Source organism: Nocardia brasiliensis IFM 10847, from assembly GCF_000710915.1.
GTDB lineage: Bacteria > Actinomycetota > Actinomycetes > Mycobacteriales > Mycobacteriaceae > Nocardia > Nocardia brasiliensis_A.
In genome coordinates, this window is record NZ_BAUA01000062.1 from 16352 (window position 1) to 29229 (window position 12878).

Below are 12878 nucleotides of genomic sequence, written 5' to 3' on the forward strand. Positions count from 1 at the left end.
GAGCAGTTGGCGACTGGTTCGAGAGAGCCGTGGTCGCCGCATCCCTGGCGACGATCTTCGACCTCTGACGTCCGGACTCCGGGACCAACGGTGCATCAACAGCGGCAACTGTGCGAATCCGTGTTAACTTAGACGAGAATCGCAGGTAACTTAAGTTGATCGGAGAGGGCTATGGGGTCCGCCGTAATCGTTGATGTGGTGCGCACGCCGTCGGGTAAGGGCAAGGCCGGAGGTGGGCTCGCCGAGGTACATCCGGCGACCTTGCTGGCGGGGGTTTTGCGCGAGCTGGTGGCGCGCAACGATCTGGACCCGGCGCTGATCGACGACGTGGTCGGCGGGTGCGTGACGCAGAGCGGCGAGCAGGCGTTCAACATCAGCCGAACGGCGGCGCTCGCGGCGGGCTTGCCGGAGTCGGTGCCCGCCACCACGGTGGATCGGCAGTGCGGGTCGAGTCAGCAGGCAGCGCACTTCGCGGCGCAGGGGGTGATCTCGGGCGCGTACGACATCGCGATCGCCTGCGGTGTGGAGTCGATGAGCCGGGCACCGATGTTCTCCAACGCGCAGGGCAAGGATCCGAACCAGGGTCCGCTGGCCCAGCGCTATCCCGAAGGACTTGTGCAGCAAGGGATCGCGGCCGAGGTGATCAGCGCGCGCTGGAAGTTCGACCGGGCCACGCTCGACGAGTTCGCCGCCCGCTCGCACCGCCTGGCCGCCGAGACGGCCGCAGCGGGCGGTTTCGACAATGAACTGCTCGCGGCGGGGACGTTGACCGCGGACGAGACGATCCGCCCCAGCACTACCGCCGCGGGTCTGGCCGCACTGCGGCCCGCGTTCGTGGACGACCAGTTCACCCGGCGTTTCCCGGAGATCGAATGGTCCATCACGCCGGGTAACTCGTCGCCGCTGACCGACGGGGCCTCGGCGGCGTTGATCATGAGCGAGGCGGCGGCAACCAAGCTGGGGCTGCGTCCCCGCGCCCGCTTCCACTCCTTCGCCGTGGTCGGCGACGATCCGCTGCTGATGCTCACCGCGGTCGTGCCCGCCACCCGCAAGGCGCTGTCGCGGGCCGGGCTGACCATCGACGAGATCGACGCCTATGAGGTGAACGAGGCGTTCGCCCCGGTGCCGCTGGTGTGGCAGCACGAACTCGGCGCGGACCCCGCCAAACTGAACCCGCGCGGCGGCGCGATCGCCCTCGGCCACCCGCTCGGCGCGTCGGGCACCCGCATCCTGGCCACCCTGGTGAACCATCTCGAACAGACCGGCGGCCGCTTCGGCCTGCAGACCATGTGCGAGGCGGGTGGGCTGGCCAACGCCACGATCATCGAGCGGCTCGGATGACGCCCGCCGGTCTGGATCTCCCTGCGCTGCAACAGTATTTCGAGAAGTACGTCCCGGACACCGCGGGCCCGCTGACCGCGACCCTGCTGCCGGGCGGCAAGTCGAATCTCACCTACCGGCTGAGCGACGGCGCGCACGATTGGGTGCTGCGCCGCCCACCGCTCGGGCCGCTCACGCCGACCGCGCACGACATGGCTCGGGAATACCGTGTCGTCGCGGCCCTGCGCGACACGAACGTCCCGGTCGCGCAGGCGATCGCGCTGTGCGAGGACACCGCGGTGATCGGTGTCCCGTTCGCGGTGGTCTCGTTCGTGGACGGCCTGGTCCTGCAGGACGGCGACCAGACAGCCGCGCTCACCAGCGAGCAGGCGCGGGCCACGGGCAACGCCCTCGTGGATACCCTCGCCGCCTTGCACGCGGTCGACTACGCCACTGCCGGACTCGCCGAATTCGGCCGTCCCGCAGGCTATCTGGCCCGGCAGGTGAAACGCTGGCGCGGCCAATGGGATCGGGTCGCCACCCGGGAGCTCGACGCTCTGGACCGGCTTACCGAGGCCTTGCGGCGCACTGTGCCCGAGCAGGCGGCCGAGACCATCGTGCACGGCGACTATCGCCTGGACAACACGATCGTGGACCGCACCGACCCCGGCCGGATCGCCGCGGTCGTCGACTGGGAGATGGCCACGCTCGGCGACCCGCTCGCCGATCTCGGGCTTTTGCAGGTCTATTGGGACAATCGCTGCGAGCCGGTGCTCGGCGTCCGGCATGCCCCGAGCGCGAATCCCGGCTTCCCGAGCAGCGACGAAGTCGCCGAACGGTACGCGGCCGCAACCGGTTTCGCCCTCGATCGACTACCGTTCTATCGCGCGCTCGGTTATTACAAGCTGGCCGTCATCGCCGAGGGCATCCATCAGCGCTTCCTCGCGGGCAAGACCGTCGGCGACGGTTTCGCCACCATCGGCGCGGCCGTCCCGCTGCTGCTCGACATCGGCCTGGCGACCCTCGGATGAGCGAGACCCGCAGCGCGCTGGTCACCGGCGGTTCCCGCGGCATCGGCGCCGAGGTGGCGCGCCGTCTGGCCGCCGAGGGCTACGGCCTGACCATCGCCGCACGGAACAAAGACACGCTCGACGAGGCAGCGCACCGCCTGCACGCGGAAACGGGCGCCGAGGTGAATCCCGTTGTCGCGCAGATGAACGACCTCGCGCAGGTGCGGGAACTGGTGCGGGCGCACGCGGACCGCTTCGACGGCCTGCACGCGCTGGTGCTCAGCGCGGGCACCGGCACCGCCGGCACGGTCGCCGAGATGCCGCCGAAAACCTATGAGCGGATGCTGGACGTGAACTTCCGCGCTCCGCTCACGCTCATCCAGTCCGCGCTGCCCCTGCTCCGCAAGAGCGCCGCCGACGACCCGCACCGGGGCGCGAAAATCGTTGCGCTCGCCTCCATCACCGGGGTCGCGGGCGAAGCGGGCCTGGCCGCATACGGCGCGACCAAGGCCGCGTTGATCTCGCTCTGTGAAACCGTTTCGCTGGAAGAGTCCGCGAACGGCGTCAGCGCGACCGCGATCTCCCCCGGCTATGTCGACACCGACATGACGGCGTGGAAACGCGACGTGCTCGCGCCATCGGCGATGCTGAGCACCGGGGACATCGCCGAACTGGTGCTGGCGATCACCCGTCTGTCCCGCAATGCCGTGGTGCCCAACATCGTCGTCTCCCGCGCGGGCGAGCAGCTCTGGCGGGCCTAGGGTGATCTGGGCCTCAGCCGCCCAGCGTCCGGGTGTCGCGGCGTTACGCTCATCGGTGTCCGATCGTGGGACGACATGGGAAGGGGCCCCGATGGCGAAGGTCTTCGCACAGCTCGATGACGCACTCCGCAAGTTCATCGGCGAGCAGTCGATGTTCTTCGTGGCCACCGCACCATCCGAGGGCGGCCGGGTGAATCTGTCCCCCAAGGGTTATCGCGACACCTTCGCGGTGCTCGACGAGCACACCTTCGCCTACCTCGATCTCTACGGCAGCGGCGCGGAGACCATCGCGCACCTGCGCGACAACGGCCGGATCACCATCATGTTCTGCTCGTTCACCCGCACCTCGAAGATCCTGCGGCTCTTCGGCACCGGTCGCCTGGTCCGGCCCGATTCCGCCGAATTCGACACGCTGCGACCGCATTTCGGACTCCAACATCCGGGCCTGCGCGGTGTCATCGTGGTCAGCATCGACCGGATCGCCGACTCGTGCGGGTATTCGGTCCCCTATCTCGAACTCGTCGACGAACGCCCGGTGCTCGACGCGTTGCACGACCGCCGCGGCGACGACGACTTCGCCAAGCGCATCGCGGGCGACAACGCGACCAGCATCGACGGCCTACCCGCCCTGGAGCCGGACCACCCGCTGCCGTCCGCGATTGCGCGCTAGCGCCTGGTCGGCACCGGCGTCAGCTCCGCCAGCTCACGCTGGACCACCCGGTCGTGCTCGGCGGCAGCGGCCGCGGCGCGTTTCGGCGACCAGTGCCCGGCCATCAGGAAGACGAACGGCAGAAACGCGACCTGCGCGAGCAGGCAGATCCACCACCAGCGTGCCCACTGCTGCGGCGAATCGGCCTTGGCCTGCTGGACCTCTTTCCCGTGCGCGGCCAGGTACGCCTGGTCGGCCGCGGGGATGGTGCCCACCGTCTCCAGTTGTGCCCGTGCTCGGTTCAGCTTCGGGCCTACAGCGGTCGCGCCGGCCAGTTCGGCGGGCGGGATCTGCTGGACCGCGGTGAGCCGGGCGATGGCCTGATCCGGCGGGATACCGAACTTGCGGGCGACCTGACCCACCGCCGCGAGTCCCGCGTTGGCGTCGGCGGGGTTCGCGGCGAGCGCGGCCTGGGTGGCGGGTTCGATCGCCTGCAGCGTCGCCAGCTCGTCCGGATATCGGGCGTTGAGCGCGAACGCCGCCTGGATCTCGGCGGGCGTGGCCCCGGTCAGCTTCGTCAGCGCCGCCAGCTGGGCCGCCTGGTCGTTCGGGTCTTTGCCCAGTGCCGCCAGGGTTTCCGGCCCGACCTGCTGGATCGTCGCCAGCTGGGGACCGTAGCGCGCTTGGATCTCGTGCAACCGAGGACCGTGGTTGACCAGCGGCCCCGCCGCGTTCACCACCACGAGCAGCCCGAACAGCACCACGGTGACCACGCCGCGCAGCACCCCGCCCCACACCGCGAGACCCACCGCGGTCGCCGCGGGATTGCGCTGCTCAACCGTCTCGGTGAAGCTCGCCATCCAGGTGGCGTAGGCGATGCCGGTGCCGATCGCGATGAGGGCGAACACCCAGGCGAAGGTGTAGTAGCCGGTGTCCGGGTCGTCGGTGTACCCGATGAACAGGTACATGCCGACGATGCTGAGCACCGCGCCGACGATCATGAACGGCTTACGCACCTTGAGATAGTCCGAGGCGAGCCCGGCCAGCACCAGCGCCACCGCGTTGGCGGTCCAGTACCAGTTGCCCAGCGCGTTCGCCTTGGCCGGGCTGAAGCCGAAATTAGTCGCCATATAGACGGTCAGGAACGACACGATCGTGTAGAAGAACGCCAGGAACAGGCTGATCCCGAGCGCCGAGCCGACGATGTCCAGGTGCAGCATCTGACGCCACTGCCCCTGTTCGAGTCTGCGCACGTCCAATCCGCGCGCCCGCGCCTCGACGAGCGCCCGGTCGCGCAGCGACACCATGATCTGGTCGCGCAGCGGCGGACTGAGCTCACGGAGGCCGACGACCGCGAACACCGCGATGACGAGACAGATCACGCCGCAGAGCCGGTAGTGATACTGCCAGTCGGGGTGCGCGTCGAGCGTCCTGGTGGAGATGGCGGTGGTGACCAGCGCGCCGATCACCGGGCCGAGGGTCCAGAAGCCCATCGCCGAGGCGCGGCCGAGCTGCGGCGAGAAGTCCCGGATCAGGGCGGGCGTGGCCACCAGGACCGCGCCCTCGACGATGCTCACCACGCAGTAGACGAAGAGGTACTGCTCCTTCGTCGTGGTCGCGGGCACCGCGAACAGCGTCAGCAGCGAGCAGATCACCACGCCGTACGCGACGATGTTCGCGCGCCCCCAGCGGTCGAGCACCCCGGCCAGCACCGAGGCCACGGCGCCGAAGGCCGCGCCGATGATGAAGATCCAGACGAAGTAGGCGAACGACAGCTCGAAATAGGCGATCAGTTCGTTGCCCACCGCGCCGGTGACGAACAACTGGTAGTAGAGCGCGATCGAGGTGACCACGACAACCGTCAGGTACCAGGAGCGGGCGGGGGTGTCGGGGTAGTGCGGTAGCTTGCGCTGCCACAGCCCGGTGAGAAGCGTCGGCGGGGCTGCGGTCCGGGTCGAACTCATGGTCGAGATGCCTTTCTGGCCACGGCATCTCGGCTGGATTTACGACGATCCAGCACCGAGGGAGCCGGGTGGCAACAGGGTAGTGATGGGTATCACCACGCGCAGGCATTTCCCGGCACGAGACCGAAACGTGTTCTAGTTCCGAAAGATGGGACGAAATATCCGAATGCTCGCTGCGCACACTGCCATTCGGCATCACGCAAAACAGCGCAGCTCCACGGATATCAACGGAAAGCTCGACGCTTGCCCCGGATGACGCAATCGCCCCGAAATAGCCCGGCGCCTGCCGCGTTTCGCGGCAGGCGCCGATCGGCGTCAGAGGTGGGCGCCGCAGACCGGCCAGGCGCCGGGGCCCTGGGTGGCGAGCACGTTCTCGGCGACCCGGATCTGCTCGGCCCGGCTGGCATTGCTCGGCCGGCCGACACCGCCGTTGGCCTCCCAGGTGCTCTGGGTGAACTGCAGCCCGCCGGAGAACCCGTTACCGGTCTCGATGGCCCAGTTGCCACCGCTCTCGCACTGCGCGACAGCATCCCAGTTGTGCGCGGACGCGGTGGCGGTGGACAGGCCGAACGGGACGACGACGAAAGCGCCGAGCGCGGCGGTGAGGCCGAGGGCACGAGCACTGAACTTGCTGTTGAGCGACATAGGGAGTTTCCTGCCTGCGCCCACCGGCACGACCGTCGAGGTCGCGTCCCTGCCCCCAGGTAGGTCGGGGATCCCCGGACCGCGGGACAGGGTTACCGGCGTTCAACGGTCCGAGTTCGAGCCCGTCTTCGATCGGGCTTCGGCGACGGTAGCGAAGAATTCGCTGCAAATCACGTGGTGATCACGGACAAATTGCCACTGCAAACTTAGAGGGCATTGCTATTTCCCCTTCCGAGCAGCCGGAAAGGTTCATACAAGCGTTCAGTTATCGTTACGTTATGTGCCCGAGATCACAGCGAAATTGTGTTTCCGCTCGCAACATCCGGTGCCGAGTCCCGGTCAGCGGGACGCCGCCACGCCGACGCCCCTACTTGCCGTGCGCGCGCAACTGGTAGAGACCTTCGGTTTCCGCGACCACCACGCCCGCGGCGTCGGTGACCACGGCCCGCAGCGTGAAGTCGGACTTCCCGTTCGCGGCGGCCTCGGCCTCGATCCGGGCGATCTCCGCGTCGGACAGCGTCGCCTCGGCGCGCACATCGGTCTTGGCCGGCTTGCGGAAGTACACGTGCAGGTCCTTCACCAGCGGGTAGTACGCGGAGTTGTCGAAAGTCGCGATGGCGATCGCGCCGCCGAGGATCTCCGCGACCGTGAACAGCACCCCGGCGTACATCGCGCCGAAGTGGTTGCCGTTGCCCTCCACCGGCACCGTCGTCGCCGCGAACCCGCGACGCACCTCGGCCGCCGCGATCCCCATCCGGTGGGCGACCGGAATGGTGAATTCCAGTGCTCCGTTGATGATTTCGGTGAACGGCGGGGTCGCCACCTCGTCGGTCATATCGCACCAGTCCCTTCACACGCCGGGCGCGACGCACCTGGTCGCCGCCCATCCGACCTCAGAAAAGGGTAAACCGGACCTGGCGCGCCACCGGCACCGACATCGCCGCCGATTCCGGTCCACCGGGGCATACTGCGCTGTGCCGTGGGCATACCGCACGAGTCGCCGCCGCGACCGGCGGGCGACGCACCAGGCCGCCGCTGCCGGAGACGGTGCACATCGGCGCACCCGTCGGGAAAGGGAGACCATGACTGAACTGCGCAAGGCAGCAACGATATTGGCGGCGTTGGCATTCGCGACGGTATCCGCCGTGGCCGCGCCCGCGGCCCAGGCCGCGCCGGTGTGTCCGGGCGCGGGGCAGCCGACCGTTCCCGCCGCGGCACTGCCCGGCGCACTGGAGGGACTGACCGTCGACGCGCGCGGCCGCGCGTACACCACCGACCTGGCGACCGGCCGGGTCTACCGGATCGACGCCCCGGGTGCGGTACCCGTACCGATCGCGACCGTGCCGAGCGGCGGCGGAGGCGCGCTGGCCTGGACACCGCAAGGCACACTGCTCGTCGGCTACGGCGCGGACGCCCGCGTGTTCGCGGGTGACGCGCTGCGACACGCGGGCATCGTCGAACTCGACCCGGACACCGGCGCGCTCACCCCGTTCGCGGCCGGACTCAGCGCGGCCAACGGCATGGACGTCGCACAGGACGGAACGGTCTACGCCACCAACGATTTCGGTGCGCTCATCGGCCGGGTGTATCCGAACCGCGTGGTGCAGGCCGATTGGGCGGCTTTCCCGAGCGCGAACGGCGCGGTGCTCGGCAAAGACGACGAATACCTGTATGTGGGAAGGACATTCGCCAACCCGGGGGTGAGCCGGATTCCGACGGCGAACCCGGGTGCACCCCAGTCGCTGCTCGACCTGACCGGCGCCGACGCGCTCGCCGCGCCGGACGGGCTGACCTTGGATTCGCTGGACCGGCCGGTGGTTCCGCTGAACACCGCGGGACAGGTGATCCGCATCGACGCGCCGAATCGGTACTGCGTGCTCGGCGACGGCAATCCGCTGACCAGCGTGCTCACCTACGGCCGCGGCACGACGGGCTTCTCGGCGGGCCGGCTGTTCGGGGCCACGTTCACCGGCGTGATCTATGAGATCCCCGGCGGTTTCGACCCGGACGCCACTACCGCCGCCCCCTGACCGCCGTGCGGCCGGAGCCGCGACGCCTGCTGCCCGAACGCGACGCCGGGCATAGGATGAACCCCGTATCGCCGAGCACCACACGATCGTCCATGCCGCACATGGAGGTACGGTTTGGCTTCGCGCACCAGGTTCCTGATCGCCACCGCGTTCGTCGCCGCGGTGATTCTCGTGGCCTGCGGTGTGCTCTACGCCGTCCGGCACACCGGGGAGGCCGACGTCGCGCACGTGTGTCCCGAGGACGCGGCCTCGTCCGATCCCGGCTGGACGTCCTCGAACACCGACGTGGACGCGGCGTTCGACGAACATCCGTTCGTCGGCAACGGCTATCTCGGGCTGCGTGTCCCGCCCCGCGGCTCCGGCTACGCGCTCACCGGTGAGCCGTCCGGGTGGCCGCTGTACACGCCGCGCTACGACGGCGCCTTCGTGGCCGGGTTGTACGGGCACACACCGGGTCTGGCCGACGATCGGGAAGTCGCCACGGCACTCCCGAACTGGTCCACGCTCACCGTCGGCGCCGGCGACGACACGTTCTCCACCGCGACGCCCGCCGCCCAGATCACGAAGTTCGCGCAGACGCGCTACCTGCGCTGCGGGCTGGTGCGCACGACGCTCACCTGGACCGGCCGCGACAGCAAGGTCACCGACCTGGTGTACGAGGTGCTCGCCGACCGCGCCGACCAGCACGTCGGCGCGGTGCAGCTGACCGTGGTGCCGCACTGGTCCGGCGAACTCACCGTGACCGATCGCCTCGACGGCGCGGGAGCGCGCAGGCTCACCCCCGTCGACGCCGGCGCGCGCGGCGACGGGATCGGCGTCGGTTTCCGCACCGAGGGCACCGGCGTTCCCGGCGAGGTCGCCTCGGTGTTGCGCACCGGGCATCCCGTGCAGCCCGGACCGGCCCGTGAACTCACCGCGGAACAGCAGAGCACGTTCCAGGTCGAAGCCGGGAAGTCTTATGCGATAACCAAATTCGTCGGTGTCGACACCCAGCTCACCGCGCCCGAGCCCGCCGCGGCGGCGCGCGCCGCCGCCCGTCGTGCCGCGGACAAAGGCTGGCCGCAGCTGCTGGCCGGTACGGCTGCGGTCTGGCGCGCGCTGTGGCGCGGCGATATCGAGACACCGGACGCCCCCGAGTTGCAGAACTGGGTGCGAGGCGCGCTCTATTCGCTGTACGCCGGCACGAATCCCGAACAGGACAACAGCCTCTCACCAGTCGGGCTGAGCAGCGACAACTATGCGGGGGCGGTGTTCTGGGACGCCGATATCTGGATGTTCCCCGCCCTCCTGCAATTCGCGCCCGAGCTCGCGAAATCCGTGGTGGAGTACCGCTACAAGACGCTGCCCGCCGCGCAGGCCAACGCCGCGCAGCTCGGTTTGCGCGGCGCGTTCTACCCCTGGACCAGCGCGAGCCGGGGTGCCCTGGCCGAATGTCACAGCTGGGATCCGCCGCACTGCCTGACCCAGATCCACCTGCAGGGCGACATCTCGCTCGCGGCCTGGCAGTACTATCTGGCCACCGCCGACACCGGGTATCTGCGCGATCGCGGCTGGCCGATCATGCGAAACCTCGCCGAGTTCTGGGCTTCCCGGGTGACACCGAACGACGACGGCAGCTATTCGATCGAAAACGTCGCGGGCCCGGACGAATACAGTAACGGCGTGCGCGACGGCGCCTACACCAACGCGGTAGCCGCACTGGCGCTGCGCAATGCGACCCGCGCCGCGCAGCTCGTCGGCGCTCCCGCCCCGCCCGAATGGGTCGCCATCGCCGATCGGCTGCGCATGCCGTTCGACGCCGAGCGGCAGATCTTCGCCCAGTACGACGGCTACGCGGGCACACCGATCAAACAGGCGGACACCGTCCTGCTCGTCTACCCGCTCGAATGGCCGATGTCACCGGAGGTTTCGGCCAGGACCCTGGAGTACTACGCCGAGCACACCGATCCCGACGGTCCCGCGATGACCGATTCGGTGCACGCCATCGACGCCGCGACCATCGGCACCCCCGGCTGCACCACCAACACTTACCTCGAACGCGCCGTGCGCCCGTTCGTGCGCGCGCCGTTCGGGCAGTTCGCCGAGGCCCGCGGCAACAAGGTAGGGGTCAAGGACGCGCTGGCGGGCGCGCCCGCGTTCACCTTCGTCACGGCCGCGGGCGGTTTCCTGCAGACCTTCACCAACGGCTTGCTCGGCCTGCGCCAGCGCGCCGACGAGATACGGGTCGATCCGATGCTGCCGCCGGAGCTGAGCACCGGCCTGCATCTGCGCGGAATGCGCTGGCAGGGCCGGACTTTCGACGCCGAACTGGGACCGGACCAGACCAGGATCATCTTGAAAGACGGTGCGGCCATGCCGGTCCGGACGGCGACCGGCGTCGCGACGGTCGGCCGGGACGAGCCGCTGACCCTTCCGACCCGCCGCCCGGACCGCACTCCCACCGACAACCTCGCCCGCTGCAAATCCGTCACGGCCAGCGCCGAAGAACCGGGGCGCTACGCCGACGCCGCGGTCGACGGCAGCGTCGGCACCGGCTGGGCGCCGGGCGCCGGGCCGGCCACCTACACCGTCGATCTCGGTGCCGCAACACCGGTGGGGCGGATACTTCCGCGCTGGTCCGGCCCGGCCCCGGCGGCCACCTTCGAGGCCTCACCGGACAATCACACCTGGACCGCAGTCGACCTCGATCCGGCCACCGGCGCGACCACCCGCCCGCTCACGACCCGCTATCTGCGGATGACCCTGTCCGCCCTGGACCCGGCCGCCCGGCCGGACCTGCGCGAGCTCGAGATGTACGCCGCACAGCGGTGAACGGCGGCGCGTCCCTTCGGTTATTCGGCGGTTACCCGCAATAGTTGATCGCGATGGCTACCGAGACAGAGAAGACACCGACCACGCCGGATCTGCGGCTCATCGGCATCGGCGTCACCGCGGTGGTGGCGGCCGCCGGGTGGGCGGCCCTGGGCAAGGACAGTTTCGGCGCCGTCTCCGAGACGGCACTGAACTGGGTGCTCGGCAACTTCGACTGGTTGTTCGTGGTGTCCGCCGACGTCTTCCTGGTGCTCTGCGTGGTGATCGCGGTCAGCCGGTTCGGCCGGATCCGGCTCGGCGCCGACGACGCCGAACCGGAATTCAGCAACCTCGCCTGGATCGCGATGATGTTCAGCGCGGGCATGGGCATCGGCCTGATGTTCTACGGGGTGGGTGAACCGCTGCAGCATTTCGTCGAGCCGCCGCCGTCCACGGGCATCGCGCCGCAGACCACCGCCGCCGCCGGTACCGCCCTGCAATATTCGCTGTTCCATTGGACGCTCACGCCGTGGGCGATCTACGGCATCGTCGGGCTCGCCCTGGCCTACGCGGGTTTCCGGAAGGGGCGCGGCAACCGGCTCTCCGCCGCGTTCGTTCCCCTGCTCGGTGCCCGCCGGGCCGCGGGCTGGGCCGGGCAGGCGATCGATCTGCTCGCCGTGTTCGCCACCGTGTTCGGCACCGCGACCAGCCTCGGGCTCGGCGCGCTCCAGGTCGCCAAGGGTTTGCACCTCACCGCGAACGCGCCGGACACGGTGACCGTGCAGTTGATCATCATCGGCGCGCTGAGCGCCGCGTTCGTCCTGTCCGCCTTCTCCGGGCTGCACAAGGGCGTCAAGTGGTTGTCCACGGTGAACATCGCGCTGGCCGCGCTGCTCATGGTGTTCGTCTTCGTACTCGGCCCGACCGTGTATGTGCTGGACAGCATTCCGTCGAGCATCGGCAACTATCTGACCAACCTGCTGCCGATGGCCACCAGGACCGGCGCATACGCCGATTCGGCCTGGCTCGGCACGTGGACGATCTTCTACTGGGCCTGGTGGTTGTCCTGGGCGCCGTTCGTCGGCACCTTCATCGCGCGGATCTCGCGGGGGCGCACCATCCGGGAATTCCTCATCGGGGTGCTGCTGGTGCCCAGCGGGGTCACCGTGGTGTGGTTCTGCATCATGGGCGGCAGCGCCATCCGGTTGAGCAGCACCGGCGTCGCCGATCTCACCGCGAACGCCGACGACGCGGAGGCCTCGCTGTTCGACATGTTGGACGCGCTGCCACTGGGCACGGTCACCTCCTGGGTGTCGATGATCCTGGTGATGACCTACTTCGTCACCAGCGCCGATTCCGCCTCGCTCGTGATGGGTTCGCTGACCAGCCGGGGAGCGCTCAATCCGCCTTCCTGGCTGGTGGTCACCTGGGGCATCCTGATGGCCGGGGTCGCCGCTGTACTGCTCGTCGCCGGCGGGCTCGGCGCCTTGCAGACCGCGACGATCCTCGTAGCGCTGCCCTTCGTCCTGGTGATGCTCGCGCTGTGCTGGTCGCTGTTGAAGGAACTTCGCGAGGACCCGGGCGCGGGCCCGGCGGGCCACCATCCGCTCTACGGACTCCGAGACGCGGTGCGCGCCATGGTCGGCGAGGCGATCAGCGAACGCGAGCCCGCTCGCAAGCCCCGCCGCCGGACGCCGCCCCCCTGACCC

At 69.3% G+C, this 12878-nt stretch carries 9 protein-coding genes and 1 pseudogene; 7 read left to right on the forward strand and 3 right to left on the reverse strand.

What is annotated here, in order from left to right; genetic code table 11:
• Window positions 1–171 precede the first annotated feature (171 nt).
• The 4 genes from NBRGI_RS12940 to NBRGI_RS12955 all read left to right on the forward strand — a co-directional run bounded on the left by NBRGI_RS12940 (window position 172) and on the right by NBRGI_RS12955 (window position 3761).
• Entirely contained in the window at window positions 172–1341 is a 1170-nt protein-coding gene (locus NBRGI_RS12940; RefSeq protein ID WP_029895898.1) for a thiolase family protein, read from the forward strand.
• Window positions 1338–2351: a phosphotransferase family protein gene (locus NBRGI_RS12945; protein WP_029895900.1), complete on the forward strand. Its 1014-nt coding sequence runs from the start codon at window positions 1338–1340 to the stop codon at window positions 2349–2351. The genes NBRGI_RS12940 and NBRGI_RS12945 overlap by 4 nt, the downstream gene beginning before the upstream one ends.
• On the forward strand, window positions 2348–3091 hold the full coding sequence (locus tag NBRGI_RS12950; RefSeq protein WP_029895902.1) for an SDR family oxidoreductase: 744 nt from the start codon (window positions 2348–2350) through the stop codon (window positions 3089–3091). Before NBRGI_RS12945 ends, NBRGI_RS12950 begins: the two co-directional genes overlap by 4 nt.
• Window positions 3092–3182: 91 nt before the next feature.
• Complete coding sequence (locus tag NBRGI_RS12955; protein WP_029895904.1) at window positions 3183–3761, forward strand: pyridoxamine 5'-phosphate oxidase family protein; 579 nt, start codon at window positions 3183–3185, stop codon at window positions 3759–3761.
• Here NBRGI_RS12955 and NBRGI_RS12960 read toward each other — a convergent pair.
• The 3 genes and pseudogenes from NBRGI_RS12960 to NBRGI_RS12970 all read right to left on the reverse strand — a co-directional run bounded on the left by NBRGI_RS12960 (window position 3758) and on the right by NBRGI_RS12970 (window position 7184).
• Window positions 3758–5704, reverse strand: a complete 1947-nt coding sequence (locus NBRGI_RS12960) for an MFS transporter (RefSeq protein ID WP_029895905.1) — start codon at window positions 5702–5704, stop codon at window positions 3758–3760. The genes NBRGI_RS12955 and NBRGI_RS12960 overlap by 4 nt on opposite strands.
• A 318-nt stretch (window positions 5705–6022) precedes the next feature.
• Window positions 6023–6349, reverse strand: a pseudogene (locus NBRGI_RS12965) (transglycosylase family protein); the annotation flags it as partial.
• A 367-nt stretch (window positions 6350–6716) separates the two neighbouring features.
• Window positions 6717–7184 (reverse strand): YiiD C-terminal domain-containing protein, encoded by a 468-nt coding sequence (locus NBRGI_RS12970; RefSeq protein WP_029895909.1) that lies wholly within the window; start codon window positions 7182–7184, stop codon window positions 6717–6719.
• Between the two features lie 247 nt (window positions 7185–7431).
• On the opposite strand from NBRGI_RS12970, the gene NBRGI_RS12975 reads away from it, so the two are divergent.
• From NBRGI_RS12975 to NBRGI_RS12985, 3 genes are all read left to right on the forward strand, one after another.
• On the forward strand, window positions 7432–8379 hold the full coding sequence (locus NBRGI_RS12975) for an SMP-30/gluconolactonase/LRE family protein (RefSeq protein WP_029895911.1): 948 nt from the start codon (window positions 7432–7434) through the stop codon (window positions 8377–8379).
• Window positions 8380–8493: 114 nt separating this feature from the next.
• The gene (locus NBRGI_RS12980) at window positions 8494–11190 is read left to right on the forward strand and encodes a discoidin domain-containing protein (protein WP_036558821.1); all 2697 of its coding nucleotides are present in this window, start codon (window positions 8494–8496) and stop codon (window positions 11188–11190) included.
• Window positions 11191–11243: 53 nt separating this feature from the next.
• On the forward strand, window positions 11244–12875 hold the full coding sequence (locus NBRGI_RS12985) for a BCCT family transporter (RefSeq protein ID WP_029895915.1): 1632 nt from the start codon (window positions 11244–11246) through the stop codon (window positions 12873–12875).
• Window positions 12876–12878: the final 3 nt, after the last annotated feature.